The sequence below is a fragment of the Paracoccus sp. (in: a-proteobacteria) genome, from assembly GCF_032007265.1.
Taxonomy (GTDB): Bacteria; Pseudomonadota; Alphaproteobacteria; order Rhodobacterales; family Rhodobacteraceae; genus Paracoccus.
Genome location: NZ_DALZMB010000100.1, coordinates 1 through 13848, shown reverse-complemented (window position 1 = coordinate 13848; position 13848 = coordinate 1). Strand labels below are relative to the sequence as shown.

General features: G+C 60.5%; 12 protein-coding genes and 1 tRNA gene. 10 read left to right on the top strand and 3 right to left on the bottom strand.

Annotated elements, in window-relative coordinates; genetic code table 11:
* Positions 1-8 precede the first annotated feature (8 nt).
* From frr to RTS12_RS16850, 7 genes are all read left to right on the top strand, one after another.
* Entirely contained in the window at positions 9-572 is a 564-nt protein-coding gene (gene frr, locus RTS12_RS16880; RefSeq protein ID WP_312530587.1) for a ribosome recycling factor, read from the top strand.
* A 4-nt stretch (positions 573-576) separates the two neighbouring features.
* The gene (uppS, locus tag RTS12_RS16875) at positions 577-1311 is read left to right on the top strand and encodes a polyprenyl diphosphate synthase (RefSeq protein ID WP_312530585.1); all 735 of its coding nucleotides are present in this window, start codon (positions 577-579) and stop codon (positions 1309-1311) included.
* Positions 1308-2180, top strand: coding sequence for a phosphatidate cytidylyltransferase (locus RTS12_RS16870; RefSeq protein ID WP_312530583.1), 873 nt, complete (start codon positions 1308-1310; stop codon positions 2178-2180). The genes uppS and RTS12_RS16870 overlap by 4 nt, the downstream gene beginning before the upstream one ends.
* Before the next feature lie 3 nt (positions 2181-2183).
* Complete coding sequence (gene dxr, locus RTS12_RS16865; protein ID WP_312530581.1) at positions 2184-3356, top strand: 1-deoxy-D-xylulose-5-phosphate reductoisomerase; 1173 nt, start codon at positions 2184-2186, stop codon at positions 3354-3356.
* On the top strand, positions 3356-4678 hold the full coding sequence (gene rseP / locus RTS12_RS16860; RefSeq protein ID WP_312530579.1) for an RIP metalloprotease RseP: 1323 nt from the start codon (positions 3356-3358) through the stop codon (positions 4676-4678). Before dxr ends, rseP begins: the two co-directional genes overlap by 1 nt.
* A gap of 95 nt (positions 4679-4773) precedes the next feature.
* The gene (bamA, locus tag RTS12_RS16855; protein ID WP_312530577.1) at positions 4774-7131 is read left to right on the top strand and encodes an outer membrane protein assembly factor BamA; all 2358 of its coding nucleotides are present in this window, start codon (positions 4774-4776) and stop codon (positions 7129-7131) included.
* On the top strand, positions 7131-7985 hold the full coding sequence (locus RTS12_RS16850; RefSeq protein WP_312530575.1) for an OmpH family outer membrane protein: 855 nt from the start codon (positions 7131-7133) through the stop codon (positions 7983-7985). Before bamA ends, RTS12_RS16850 begins: the two co-directional genes overlap by 1 nt.
* Positions 7986-8123: 138 nt before the next feature.
* Here the strand turns inward: RTS12_RS16850 and RTS12_RS16845 are convergent, their stop codons facing one another.
* The gene (locus tag RTS12_RS16845; protein WP_312530573.1) at positions 8124-9071 is read right to left on the bottom strand and encodes a nucleoside hydrolase; all 948 of its coding nucleotides are present in this window, start codon (positions 9069-9071) and stop codon (positions 8124-8126) included.
* Positions 9072-9178: 107 nt separating this feature from the next.
* Positions 9179-11644: a penicillin acylase family protein gene (locus tag RTS12_RS16840; RefSeq protein WP_312530571.1), complete on the bottom strand. Its 2466-nt coding sequence runs from the start codon at positions 11642-11644 to the stop codon at positions 9179-9181.
* Positions 11645-11793: 149 nt separating this feature from the next.
* On the opposite strand from RTS12_RS16840, the gene RTS12_RS16835 reads away from it, so the two are divergent.
* The 3 genes from RTS12_RS16835 to RTS12_RS16825 all read left to right on the top strand — a co-directional run bounded on the left by RTS12_RS16835 (position 11794) and on the right by RTS12_RS16825 (position 13256).
* A complete protein-coding gene (locus RTS12_RS16835) occupies positions 11794-12660 on the top strand; it encodes an NAD(P)-dependent oxidoreductase (protein ID WP_312530569.1) in 867 nt (288 codons plus the stop codon).
* Positions 12661-12662: 2 nt separating this feature from the next.
* Positions 12663-13085 (top strand): cupin domain-containing protein, encoded by a 423-nt coding sequence (locus tag RTS12_RS16830; protein WP_312530567.1) that lies wholly within the window; start codon positions 12663-12665, stop codon positions 13083-13085.
* A 95-nt stretch (positions 13086-13180) separates the two neighbouring features.
* Positions 13181-13256, top strand: a tRNA-Val gene (locus RTS12_RS16825).
* A gap of 75 nt (positions 13257-13331) precedes the next feature.
* Here the strand turns inward: RTS12_RS16825 and RTS12_RS16820 are convergent.
* On the bottom strand, positions 13332-13848 hold a 517-nt coding region (locus tag RTS12_RS16820), incomplete at its 5' end, for a tyrosine-type recombinase/integrase (protein ID WP_312530565.1).

The following is a 13848-nucleotide window of genomic DNA, read 5'->3' as shown; positions in this document are numbered from 1 at the left end:
GACCACGCATGTCCGATGACATTCAGATTGACACCGACGACCTTGAACGCCGGAGGAAAGGTGCGATGGATTCGCTGCGTCAGGAATTCGCCTCGCTGCGGACCGGGCGCGCCTCGGCCTCGATGGTCGAGCCGATCATGGTCGATGCCTATGGCTCGATGACCCCGATCAACCAGATTGGCACGGTCAACGTGCCCGAGCCGCGGATGGTCACGATCAACGTATGGGACAAAGGGCTTGTGTCCAAGGCCGAGAAAGCGATCCGCGAATCGGGCCTTGGCATCAACCCGCAGCTGAACGGCACCATCATCATGCTGCCGATCCCCGAGCTGAACGAAGAACGCCGCCGCGAATTGACCAAAGTTGCGGCCCAGTATTCCGAAAGCGCCCGCGTTGCCATTCGCAACGTGCGTCGCGATGGGATGGATCAGATCAAGAAGGCCAAGGCTGCAGGCATGTCCGAGGATGACCAGAAGTTCTGGGAGGCCGAGGTCCAAGAGCTGACCAACAAGAATATCGCTTTGATCGATAAAGCGCTGGAAGCCAAACAAGCCGAAATCATGCAGGTTTGATCCAGTGGCCGAGATCGCAGCCAGCCTAACCCCAAACCAGGGTGGCGAGCCCCGTCCACGGCATGTCGCCATCATCATGGATGGGAACGGACGTTGGGCCGTGAACCGGGGTTGGCCGCGATTGGTCGGCCACCGGCGCGGGGCCGAACGCGTCAAGCAAATCGTCCGCGCCTGTCCCGATCTTGGGGTCAACTGGCTGACGGTCTATGCTTTCTCGACCGAGAATTGGAAAAGAACGACGGCCGAAGTGCTTGGTTTGATGGGCATTTTCGCCCGTTACATCGAGCGCGAGGCCGACGGCATGGCCGCCGAAGGCGTGCGGCTGCGCTTTATCGGAGCGCGCGAAAGGCTTGATCCCAAGCTGCAGCGCCTGATGTCTGGGATTGAGGCGCGTACCGCCGGAAATTCACGCCTGAACCTGACGGTTGCCATCAATTACGGCGGTCGCGACGAACTTAATCGCGCCGCCGCTGCCATGGCCGGGGCAATTGCCCGCGGCGACAAACCAGGTGGCAAGGACCCGGTCCTGGGCGATTTTCTGGATACGGCAGGCCATCCCGATCCGGATTTGGTTATCCGCACCAGTGGCGAGACGCGGACCTCGAATTTTCTGCCCTATCAGGCAGCCTATTCGGAATATGAATTCACACCAACGCTGTGGCCAGACTTCACTGCCGCGCATCTTGCTGAAATACTTGATAAATTCGGCTTGCGCGAGCGTAGGTTCGGTGGCGTATGACTGACGAGCCTCCCAAACGGCACAAGCCTGTCGGTCCGAATATCTCGCCTTTGCCGAAACGCGGGTCGGGTCCGAACTGGTCCGATCTGGGGCCAAGGATTGCCTCTGCGGCGGTGCTTGTTCTGCTTGGCGCGCTATTGATTTTTTCGTCAGGCCTGTGGCTGCGCCTTGGGGTATCGCTGCTTATCGGCGGTATGTTGTGGGAATTGGCGCGGCTGACCGCTTGGCGCCATGCTGAATTCCACAGCCCGCGACACCCGGTGCTTTTGGGGGTTCTTGGCGGTTTGACGCTGCTGGCCATGCTGGTCCTGCCGGGTGATTGGCCCGTTCTGTTGGCCGCAGTCCCGATCCTGATGGGCTGGAGCGGCACACATAGCCACGAGCGGTCCAGTTATCTGATCTTTACCCTCGCGATCTTGCTGTCGGGCTATGCGCTGGTGGTCGTCCGCGAGGTGATGGGGCTTGAAACGACGTTGTGGATTGTCGGCACCGTCGTCGCCTCTGATGTTTTGGGCTATTTTGTCGGGCGCAAATTGGGCGGACCAAAGTTTTGGCCTGCCATCAGCCCCAAGAAAACCTGGAGCGGAACCATCGCTGGCTGGATCGGGGCGATCATTCTTGCCGTCGTGCTGGTCATCATGGGTCAGGCCGGCTGGGAGGTCGTCCTGCTTGCCCCCATTCTGGCCTTTTGCGGCCAGGCGGGCGACATCGCCGAAAGCTGGCTTAAGCGCCGCGTAGGTGTCAAGGACAGCTCTGATCTGATCCCCGGCCATGGCGGTCTGATGGATCGCTTTGATGCGATGGCCGGAGCGTTTCTGGCAGCGCTTTTGGCGATGGTTTTGGGAATTTTACCGCAAATCGGGGGCTGAGCAATGCGCAGCGTGACCATTTTGGGCGCGACCGGGTCGATCGGTGAAAGCGCATTTGATCTGTTGATGCGTGCGGGTGGGCCAACCGCTTGGCGCGTGGTCGCATTGACGGGCGGGCGCAACATCAAGCGTTTGGCGGAAATGGCTTTGGCCTTGAAAGCCGAGCTTGCCGTTACGGCCCATCCTGAACTTCTGGCCGATCTGCGCACAGCCCTTGCAGGCAGCGGCATCAAGGCTGCTGCGGGTGCGGCGGCTATTGCCGATGCGGCGTCTATTCCAGCGGATTGGACGCTCTCGGCAATCGTTGGCGCAGCCGGTCTGGCCCCGGGCCTGCGCGTGCTGGAGCGTGGCGGCACCTTAGCCTTGGCGAACAAGGAAACCTTGGTTGCGGCGGGGCGGTTGGTCAAGGCATGTGCCGCGCGTAATCAGGCCCATATCCTTCCTGTTGATTCTGAACATTCCGCTATTTTTCAGCTGCTTGCTGGTGAAAAGTTAGATTCAGTCGAGGATATTACCATCACCGCTTCGGGTGGGGCTTTCCGGGATTGGCCGCTCGAGAAACTGGCAAGTGCAACGGTAGCCCAGGCCTCGTGCCATCCCAATTGGTCGATGGGACAGCGTATCACGATCGACAGCGCAAGCATGTTTAATAAAGCGCTTGAGGTCATTGAAACGCGTGAGTTTTTTGAGATTTCACCCGATCAGATCCGTGTTCTGATCCATCCTCAGTCAGTTGTTCATGCGATGGTCAGCTTTCGCGACGGCAGCTCTGCCGCGCATCTGGGGATGCCGGACATGCGCCATGCCATCGGCTATGCGCTGAACTGGCCCGAGCGCGCGGCCCTGCCAATTGCGCGGCTTGATCTGGCGGCGCTGGGTTCACTTAGCTTCAGTGCCCCCGATGAAACCCGCTGGCCGGCTTTGCGCCTTGCGCGTGAGGTGATCACGGCGGGCGGCGCGTCAGGCGCGGTTCTGAATGCGGCCAAAGAGCAGGCCTTGGACGATTTTCTTGCCGGGCAGATTCGCTTTACCGACATGGCATCGGCGGTCGAATATGCGCTGGAGCAGGCGGCTGGCCAGGATGGTTTCACGCAAAGTCCGGGTGATCTTGAGACCGTACTGGCGTGGGACGGAATGGCGCGCGTCGCGGCGCGCGCATGGAAGGACAAGGCCTGATGGCACTTTTAGCGGAACTTGGCGGGCTGGTCTGGACCATTCTGGCCTTTGTGCTGGCCCTGTCGATCATCGTGACGGTGCATGAATATGGCCATTACATCATCGGGCGGCTGTCCGGTATCAAAGCCGAGGTTTTTTCCGTGGGCTTTGGGCCAAAGCTGATTTCGCGGCGTGATCGTCACGGCACGCTGTGGCAGATCGCGGCCCTGCCGCTGGGGGGGTATGTCCGCTTTCTTGGCGACACCAATGCCGCAAGCGCGGGCGCTGGGACCGATGTGGATGCCGATCAACGACGCCACAGCCTGTCTGGCGCCCCGTTGTGGGCGCGGTTTGCAACGGTCGGCGCCGGACCGGTTTTCAACTTCATCTTGTCGATTCTGGTCTTTGCCGGGATGGCGATGTGGCAGGGCGTTCCGATCGAACGTGTCGAGATTGGGCGGATGCATGCCTTGCCCGACACTATGGTAAATCAGTTGAAAAGCGGCGATCAGCTGTTGGCGCTGAACGGCATGCCCGTGGCTGATTGGGCCGAGCTGGGCAAGGTGATCGAGGCCACGCCCGCGGCAGCAAGCCAGCAATGGACCGTGAACCGCGATGGCGTTACGCAAACCGTAACTGGTCCCGATCCGATGCCTGCCGTCATTGGCGGTATCGCGCCGCGCAGCCCTGCGGCATCGGCAGGGCTTCAGGCGGGGGATGTGATCCTGGCGCTCGATGGGGCTCCGGTCACGCGCTTTACCCAGTTGCGCGACAAGGTTGGCGCGGCCGAGGGGCGCCCGGTTTTGCTGGATGTCTGGCGCGAGGGCGAGGGCGTTGCGCAATATGCACTGGCCGCGCGCGAGCAGGATCTGCCGACGGCGGACGGCTATGAGAAGCGTTGGTTGATCGGCGTCACGGGCGGCAGCTTTTTCGAGCCGGCAACCCGCACCGCGGGCCCGGTCGAGGCGCTGGGGCAAGGCGTTGGACGCACCTGGGATATCATCGCCTCGTCGGTCAGCGGTCTTTGGGCCACGGTGACTGGGCAAATTGGCACCTGCAACATCGGCGGCGCGATCTCGATTGCCGAGACGACGGGACAGGCGGCCGCAGCGGGGGGCGCAAATTTCATCTGGTGGATTGCGGTCCTGTCAGCGGCGATCGGCTTTTTGAATCTGCTGCCTGTACCCGTTCTGGACGGTGGGCATCTGATGTTTTTCACCTATGAGGCGATTGCAGGCCGTCCGGCATCTGAACGGATGATGGGCATTCTGAATATGGTGGGTCTGGCCATGGTGCTGTCACTGATGGTTTTTGGCCTCTCCAACGATCTTTTATGCCCGTGACACTGCCTTCTGTTTTGACAGTATGGTTAAATTGACTGTATCCATCAGCACAAATCCGACCGAAAAATTCGGCACATTCTGGAATGAGGGCGGCCATGACCGATAAGAGACTTGGCAAGAGCGCGATGGCGCTGATCTCGGCGCTTGCAATCGCGACCCCTGCGAGCTTTCTCGCGTCGCCTGCAGCGGCCTATGTGTTCAGCAACGTCAAGATCGAAGGGACCGAGCGAATCGAAGGCGCGACGATCCTGTCTTACGCAAATATTGCGCGCGGACAGAATGTCTCGGGCGGAGAGCTGAACGAAGCGCTGCAGCGCCTTCAGGGCTCGGGCCTGTTCGAGACGGTCGAGCTGGTGCCGCAGGGTGGCACGCTGGTCATCAAGGTGCGCGAATATCCCACGATCAATGTCATCAACTTTGAGGGCAACAAGCGCATCAAAGATGAGCAGCTGGCCCAGGTCGTCAAAAGCCAATCGCGCCGCGTCTATTCGCCCGCCCAGGCCGAGGCGGATGCCGATCTGATCTCGCAAATGTACGCCTCGCAGGGGCGGTTGGCCGCGCGGGTCGATCCCAAAATCATCCGCCGTCCCGGCAACCGCGTCGATCTGGCCTTTGAGATCAAAGAAGGCGATGTCACCGAGATCGAGCGTATCGGCTTTGTCGGCAACCGCGCATTCTCGGATCGAAAGCTGCGTCAGGTGCTGCAGACCAAACAGGCGGGCATTTTGCGCAACTTCATCAAGCGCGATACCTTTGCCCCCGAGCGGACGGCCGTCGATGAAAACCTGCTGACGGATTTTTACCGCGCACGCGGCTATGCCGATTTCAAGGTTCAGGCAATCTCGCCCGAGGTCGCCCGCGAGCGTGACGCATTCTATATCACCTTCAATATCCAAGAAGGTCCGCGCTACACCTTTGCCAATGTCAATACGATCAGCGAAGTCGAAGGCATTGATGCCGCCGAGTTTGCTGCCCAAAACCGGGTGAAAACAGGCGAGGTTTACAACCCCTCGGTCGTTGACAACTCCATCCGCCGGATGGAGGCGCTGGCCCTGCGCAAAGGGCTTGATTTCGTCACCATCGAGCCGCGCATCACCCGTAACCCGCGCAATCAGACGCTGGATCTGACCTTTGCGCTGACGCGCGGGCAGCGCATCTTTGTCGAGCGCATCGACATCGAGGGCAATACGACGACGCAGGACCAGGTGATCCGCCGTCAGTTCGGCACCGTCGAAGGCGACCCCTTTAACCCGCGCGAGATCCGCAATGCGGCGGAGCGCGTGCGTGCACTTGGGTATTTCGCGGATGCTCAGGTTGAAAGCCGTCAGGGCACGGGGCCGGATCAGGTCATCGTTGACGTGAACGTCGAAGAACAGCCGACCGGTAGCCTGAACTTTGGCGTCAGCTATGGCGTCAACTCGGGGGTGGGTTTCAACTTCTCGCTTTCCGAGCAGAACTTCCTTGGTCGTGGCCAGCAGGTGAACCTGTCCTTTGCCACCGGCTCGGGCACGCGCTCTTCGGGGCTGACCTTTGTCGAGCCCTTCTTCCTGGGGCGCGATCTCAAGGCCAAGTTCCAAGTCTGGTACAACACCACCAACCGCTACAATTCGGAATATAACACCCGCAGCATCGGCGGCCTGACTGGGTTCGAATTCCCAGTGTCGGAAAACGGCCGTCTTGAGCTGCGCTATAAGGTCAGCAAGGATACGCTGTCGGATGTTGATCCGATCCATGTCGACGCCGAAACCGGCGATCTGACGGGCTCGTCGCCGATCCTTTACACCGACCAAGGGGGCTATGTGTCGTCTGGCGTGGGCTATACCTATAGCTACGACAGCCGCATTACCGGGCTTGACCCGCTGACGCGCTATCGCATGACCTTTAGCCAGGATTTCGCGGGCCTTGGTGGCGATGTGAAATCGGTGACCAGCCAACTTTATGCCGGCGTCGAAAGTAACGCTTGGCGTGAAGAGGTGACCTTGATGGCCGAAGCGGAAATCGGCGCGATCCATATGTTGAATGATATGAATAGCCGCCGTTTCGATCGCTACTCGGGCAACAGCAAGATCCGCGGCTTTGAACCCAATGGTATCGGTCCGCGTGATACGGCAGCACCCAATGACGACGCTTTGGGCGGGAACTATTTCTGGGCCGTACGTACCGAAGCCCGCTTCCCGATCGGTCTGCCCGAAGAATATGGTATCACGGGTGGTCTTTTTGCCGATGCAGGCTCGGTCTGGGGTTTGGATAACCGCAATGGTGCGGCCTATGTCACCTCGAACGATCCGACGGACCGTATCGATGACAGCATGAAAGTCAGGGCCGCTGTCGGTGCCTCGCTGTTCTGGACGACGCCGATCGGTCCGCTGCGCTTTAACTTCTCGAAAGCGGTCAAGAAAGAAGACTATGACAAAGAGCAGAACTTCGATCTGACCATCTCGACCAAGTTCTGATGCCTAGGTTTGCAACCATCGCATTGATGATTTCTTGCGCCGCCCCGATGGTCGCGGCGCAAGAGGTACCGGTTGTGCCGCTGTCGGTCCCCGAAAGCACAGAGAGTGGCGCAGAACCTGCGTCGCCCCCCAATATCGTGGTGCAAGCCCCCGTTCACGTGACCGCCGATAGCGCCGCAACGGGCGCGCTTACGCCGATCCCGATCATGACGATTGACCAGGATGCGCTGTTTTTGCGCTCGGCGTGGGGGCGTCGCGTTCAGGCCGAGATCGAGGCGCGCAGCCACGCTTTGGCCACTGAAAACGACAAATTGGCCACGGGATTTTCACAAGAAGAACAGCAGTTGACCGAGCTGCGTAAAACCTTGCCTGTCGAAGAATTCCGCGCCAGAGCCGATGAATTCGATAAGCGGGTTGTCGAGGTTCGCCGCGAGCGTGATGCCAAAGCCCGCGAATTGCAGCTGGATGCCGAAGCCGCCCGCGATGCGTTTCTTCAGGCCGTCCTGCCTATTTTGGCCAAACTGATGCAAGAGCGCGGCGCCGTAGTCGTGCTGGATCAGCGCATGTTGTTTGTCTCGGCAGATTCGATTGATGTCACCCAAGATCTGATTGACTTGGTGGATCAGGCCGAGGGTACGGGCGAAAGCACCTTGCCAAAAGCATCACAATCCCCCGAACCCGTGCTGCCAGCGCCCACTCAGCAAGAACCCGTGCCGCCGGCGCCCGTTGACAACGGATCGCCCGAAAACGCGCCCGCTGAAACTGCGCCATCCGGGGCGGGGCAGGATGGGGAGGCGCCCCATCAAACGACATCCGGCGAGACCACAGCCCCCCAACCGGCGCCACTGCCCTGATAAAGGGCCGCCCGCTTTTTTTTGTTTTTGAAAAAGCCGCGAGCGCAAGTTTTATCGCTGTTCTGCTTTGTGCCACATCACGGGCCATACACCCGGCACGCCCTAAAGCGCGCCTGGGTGTATGGGACCATTCTGGCATCAACCGACGCGCGCATCCAATGCGGTTAGCCGTTTGGTCAGCAGGTCATAGAATGCATCACGGTCCACTTGCCGCAGAAAATAGGCATTCGCCGGGCGGTCGGTGACGCCCCACCAATCGGCGACTGTCATGCCGGTCGTGTAGCGCCCTTCGGTTTCGATCATGACATTGATCTGGCGGCCGGTGAACAAATCGGGCGCCAGAAGATAGGCGATGGTGCAGGGATCATGTAGCGGTGCACCCTGGCTGCCATATTTTTCCTTGTCATAGCGCTCGAAGAAATCGGTCCAGCTGGCCACAGCCTGACCGACCCGGCCCAGCTTGCGCATGGTTTCAACCCAAGGCCGGCTGGTCAAAGCCTGATGGGTGACATCAAGCGGAACCACCGTCAAAGGCGCCCCCGAGGCAAAGACAATCTCGGCAGCCTCAGGATCGACATAGATGTTGAATTCGGCGGCAGGGGTGACGTTACCCACCTCGAAATAGGCGCCGCCCATCAAGACGATTTCCTGAACGCGCGAGATGATGTCAGGCGCGCGCTGAAAGGCGGTGGCGATATTGGTCAATGGCCCGATCGGCACCAGCGTCACGGTCTGGGGCGGCTCACGGCGCAAGGTCTCGATCAGGAAATCCACGGCATGTTCGGGCTGTAGATCCATGGTTGGGTCGGGCAGTTCCACACCGTCCAGACCGCTTTTGCCATGAACCTCTTCGGCGGTGACGAGCTCGCGCTTGAGGGGCGTTGCGCAGCCGCGATAGACCGGCAGATCCCGACGTCCTGCCAGCTCGCATAGTTTGCGGGCATTGACCTCGGTCAGGGCAAGGGGAACGTTACCGGCAACGACGCTAAGGCCCAGAACGTCCAATTCGGGACTGGCCAAAGCCAGCAAAATGGCGACTGCGTCGTCCTGGCCCGGGTCGGTGTCGATAATGATTTTGCGTGCCATCTTGCCCTCACTGTTTGACTGATCCCGAGGTAATCCCGAAACTTACAGGCTGGCAAGGGCGGCCAAAGGGGCCGCCCGATCTTCTGCGCTGTCTGCTGGCCGATCGGTTAGGGGGCTGGGGCGGGCACAAGGTTGGTGATGCCCGTGGCCGCTGCCCGCGCCAAATCGGGGTCAAGCGACATGCCGACATATTCGCCCCGCCGCCACAATTCGGCCATGTCGTCATAATGGCGCGAAAGCGGGTGGCCGGACTGCCCGGTGGAAATCACAAAGACCGAGCTATCGGGATCGGCCAGATCATAAACCGCGCGGTAACTTGCCCCGAACGAGTTTTCCCAAGGGTTAACACCTGCGCCGCGCATACCAGCACGTGCCACAGTCGAGCCATCTCCCGAAGTCGCCTGCACCAGATTAACCACGTAAGAGAGCCCGCGCATATCGCCAAGCGCCGGATGGGTGTGGCGGGCGCGGTGAACATCCCCCCAACGAAAGCTGGCGACATCCGGACCAAAACGCGCGCTCAGATCAAAAAGCGCCTGATCCAAAGCGCGTTGAGCGATCATGGTGCAGGTCTCGACCGCAGTGGATTGACGAATATCGCACCATTGCGCAGCCCCGTCGGTGTTGCGGAAAACGCGTTCGATGAACGACGGGTAAATCCGCGTCAGATCATCGGCCAAGGGGCCGATGTCGTCGCGCACCAGACGGTCTTGCAGCGCGCGCATCCAGGCCGCGTAAATCAGCGGTTCGGGCAGGTGCTCGCTCATCGCGCCGTCCCAGCCCGCCAAGAGCTTCAGGGCGTCCTGGCGTTGCCGTTCAGGCGTGCCGGGGGCTGCGGCTTCGTCGGTGTACCACAGCTCGGCTGCAACCAGAGGCAACAGATCGCGTGCGACGGGGCTGACAATGTCATTTTGTGCGGCGATAAAGCTGTCGCGAGAGTGAACCTCGCGGCTTTCGATCAGCAAATTCAAACGCGAGATGCGACGGTCATCGGCGCCATCATAGCCCAGCACCCGCCCGTCAATCTGATAGGGGCCGCTGCCGGTTTGCGCCACCACGCCCTTTTCAGGGGCAAGATTGGTCAAGGCGCTGCCTGCGGGGCTTGTGCCCTGCCAACGGTTTGTTGCGATCCAACCCGGGACCGGCATCCGCCCCAGCGTTGCATGGGTGGCGGGGCGATTGGGTATGGCACCCGCCAGCGTTTCCCCGACGCCCTGACGATCCGCCAGCGTATAGATCATGGCGGGGGCCGTGACATCGCGCAAAAGTTGCGCGGCATCTTCGCGGCTGCCCGCGCTCATCAGTGCAATCAGCGCTGACATGGTGCGGTCATTGCCTTGGCCACCCGTCCACGCCAAAGCCGCGACATGGCCCGGCGGCAGAATCGAAGCCAGTCCAAGGTGCCCGGCAGGCAGGACCGGGCCGTTGGCGGTTTCCCGCAGGGTGATGGTTTCCGAGGCATGATCCTTGATGCGGATCACTTCGCGGCGGGTATCAAATTCGGTCCAGCCATCATCACCGCGATAGCGGTTGGGCTCTCCGGGCTGAACCTCTTCGATGAACAGGTCCTGATCATCGATCTGTGCCGGGGTCATGCCCCACGCCATTTGCGGATTGCGCCCCGACAGGATGGCAGGGATTCCGGGGATCGTGCCGCCAATAACGCCGCCGGTCGAAAGCTCGATCCGGGCAAGATACCAAAGCCCAGGCGCAGTCAGCGCAAATTGCGGGTCATTGGCTAAAATTGCGCCATTGGCGGCGGTTCGATCCGCTGAAGCGGCCCAGCCATTGGCGCTGGCGCCAGCCTCGGGCGCCAGATAGCCCGCAAGGCCAACGACCCAATCCTGGGTCGGCATTGCGCGTTCAGGCGGGGACAGTTTGGCGCCGGGAAAAAGCGAGGCATAGCTCGGCATCGCAGGTTCTGGCCCGATCGCCACGATCTCTTGTCCGCGCTCGGGCTCTGTCAGCGACAGTCGGGCACGCTGAATTTCGCGACGAAGTTGCACCGTCGAACTGGCCGCCAGCAGTTTCAAGATCGCCAGCGAATCTGCGGGCTCCCAATAGGAAATATCGTCGGGATAAAGGAAAAACTCGGGTGCGCCGCGCCCGCGTGCGCCCAGGTTGATCTGTTGGATCCAGGCATTGACGCCTGCCGAATAGGCCTCAAGCGCGTCGCGCGTTGCCGGGTCCTGAGCCTCGAGCGAATCAACCGCGCTGCGATAAAGGCGCAGTCTGCGTGCCAGATCATCGGCAGGAAATGCACCTGCGCCGTATATCTCCGACAGCCGTCCTTGCGCCGCGCGCCGCAGCACCGTCATCTGAAACAAGCGATCCTGTGCATGAGCCAGGCCCAGTGCGAAAAACACGTCATGGTCGCTTTTGCCGAAAATATGGGGCACGTCTTCGGTGGTGCGCACGATCTCGACCGGGGCAGAGATGCCCGTCACGCTGAAGGTGCCGTTGTAATCGGGCAGCGAGCGGATGGCGAAATACCACGCCAGCAACAACAAGGTCACCGAAACGATGATCAATCCGACCGTAAGGCGCACCAGCCAGCGAAAGAGGGTCAGCATCTGTCCGGCGGCGTCCTGCTTCTTGGGGCGCGCGCGGCAGGAGGTTGACCCGGGCGCCCATGGGTGGAAATCTTGCTGGTTGATAGGGCAGGGCGTGCGACAGATCAACGCGCCAGCGACAATGATAGCGTAAAGAAAATGAGGACAACATGGCGCGAGTGACTTTTTTGGGTCTTGGAGTGATGGGTTTCCCGATGGCGGGCCATCTGGCGGCCCATGGCCATGAGGTGACGGTCTGGAACCGTAGTCCTGCCAAAGCCCAGGCTTGGGTCGAAAAACATGGCGGTCGGGCAGCTGCAGATGCGCGTAGCGCAGCCGAAGGCGCCGAATTCGTTCTTAGCTGCGTCGGCAATGACGATGATCTGCGTCAGGTCTGTCTGGGCGATCATGGGGCTTTCTCCGGGATGGCTGCGGGTGCCATTTATGTCGATCACACCACTGTCTCGGCGCAGGTTACGCGCGAGCTGGCCGAAATCGCGGCCAATCAGGGGCTGGGCTTTGTCGATGCGCCTGTGTCGGGCGGACAGGCTGGGGCCGAAAACGGAGTGCTTTCGGTGATGTGCGGTGGCACCCCCGAGGCCTATGCCAAAGCCGAGCCGATCATCGCAAGCTTTGCCCGAATTTGCCGTTTGATGGGGCCCTCCGGTGCTGGCCAGCTGACCAAGATGTGCAATCAGATCGCCATTGCCGGTTTGGTTCAGGGGCTGTCGGAATCGCTTGGATTTGCTGAAAAGGCGGGACTGTCGATTCCCGAGGTCGTTGAGGTGATCTCGCAGGGGGCGGCGGGCAGCTGGCAAATGCAAAACCGTTTCGCGACCATGGCCGAGAATAAATTCGACTTTGGTTTCGCGGTCGACTGGATGCGCAAGGATCTGGGCATTTGTCTTTCGGCGGCCGATGAAAACGGGGCAAGCCTTCCGGTGACGGCATTGGTCGATCAGTTCTATAAAGAGGTTCAGGCCATGGGCGGTGGCCGCTGGGACACGTCATCGCTGATCGCAAGATTGCGGCGCTGATCATGGCGGCGGTTTTTCACCCTCAAGTCACCCTGTTGCGCGGCGAGGATGCCGCGCAATGGTTTGCCCGTACCTTCGCCATCAACGGTTGGAGCGGCGCTTGGCGAGGCGAGGTCTATGACTGGCATCACTACCACCCCAATACCCACGAAGTTTTGGGTGTGCCAGTTGGGCAGGCGCGGCTGCAGTTGGGCGGCCCGATGGGGGAGATCGCAATCATCAGCGCGGGGGACGCCATCGTGCTTCCCGCAGGCCTTGCCCATTGCGTCCTGGACGCGACCGAGGATTTTTTCGTCATCGGCGCCTATCCCGGCGGGGCGAGGCCCGACCTCATCCGCGGCTTTGGCGGCTTTGCCCCCGCGCCGATGGCAGTCAACTGCGATCCCGTCCTGGGCCGCGGCAAAGGCTTTGCCGCGCCCAGATAATGGAGGCTGATGATAAAAGGGCGATAAATGACGCGGTTTAGCCAAGAGATGGCCTTGCCAAAGCCCCCAGCGTCAGTTTAAGAGCAGCACATGGCGGGCGGTTAGCTCAGTTGGTAGAGCGCTTCGTTTACACCGAAGATGTCGGGGGTTCGAGTCCCTCACCGCCCACCAGGTTTTCTGTTTAACAGCAATTCGTTAGGGTTGATTCTACGTCACCTCAAAGAAACGCGCCACGGTTCATTGAACCTAACGCGTATTTTGTGGACCCGTCGAGAAATCGAGAATCGACGCGGCTTTCCGAAGGTGTGTCGGGCTGTAGCAGGCGTCTACCCGAAAGGTGATTGACGGGTTCGAGTGCCCAAGAAATTGGGTGACTTCTCCAATACCCGTTCCTCCTTTGACCATATGGACAGCTGCTGTGTGGCGTAGCGTATGCATTCCGACATCCCGCAGCCCTGCATTCGCCTCGGCACGTGCGAAGCCCTTCCGGATACTTTGAACCGGCTTGCCGTGCCAATCGATGACGTAATCTGACAGCACCGCCGATTTTGCTTCTGTTACGGCGTCCAACAGCATCGGGTTCATCGGTACCAAGGGGCTCCCTTTGCGCGGGCCGCCGCGTTCAACCCGCGAGTCAAATGTATGGCGCCTGTAGTCGATCTGATCGCATGACTGATCAAGAGTTGCGCCATGTCTGCCAGCAGTTCCGAGGGCTCTGTTGCACAATTCGGCTGATGGCCAAGGCTCCCCTTTCCCCGGACGG

Excerpts from the sequence above, each read along its gene's own strand:
- frr (WP_312530587.1), top strand. The coding sequence starts at position 9 with ATGTCCGATGACATTCAGATTGACACCGACGACCTTGAACGCCGGAGG.
- RTS12_RS16870 (WP_312530583.1), top strand. The coding sequence starts at position 1,308 with ATGACTGACGAGCCTCCCAAACGGCACAAGCCTGTCGGTCCGAATATC.
- dxr (WP_312530581.1), top strand. The coding sequence starts at position 2,184 with ATGCGCAGCGTGACCATTTTGGGCGCGACCGGGTCGATCGGTGAAAGC.
- rseP (WP_312530579.1), top strand. The coding sequence starts at position 3,356 with ATGGCACTTTTAGCGGAACTTGGCGGGCTGGTCTGGACCATTCTGGCC.
- bamA (WP_312530577.1), top strand. The coding sequence starts at position 4,774 with ATGACCGATAAGAGACTTGGCAAGAGCGCGATGGCGCTGATCTCGGCG.
- RTS12_RS16850 (WP_312530575.1), top strand. The coding sequence starts at position 7,131 with ATGCCTAGGTTTGCAACCATCGCATTGATGATTTCTTGCGCCGCCCCG.
- RTS12_RS16845 (WP_312530573.1), bottom strand. The coding sequence starts at position 9,071 with ATGGCACGCAAAATCATTATCGACACCGACCCGGGCCAGGACGACGCA.
- RTS12_RS16840 (WP_312530571.1), bottom strand. The coding sequence starts at position 11,644 with ATGCTGACCCTCTTTCGCTGGCTGGTGCGCCTTACGGTCGGATTGATC.
- RTS12_RS16835 (WP_312530569.1), top strand. The coding sequence starts at position 11,794 with ATGGCGCGAGTGACTTTTTTGGGTCTTGGAGTGATGGGTTTCCCGATG.
- RTS12_RS16830 (WP_312530567.1), top strand. The coding sequence starts at position 12,663 with ATGGCGGCGGTTTTTCACCCTCAAGTCACCCTGTTGCGCGGCGAGGAT.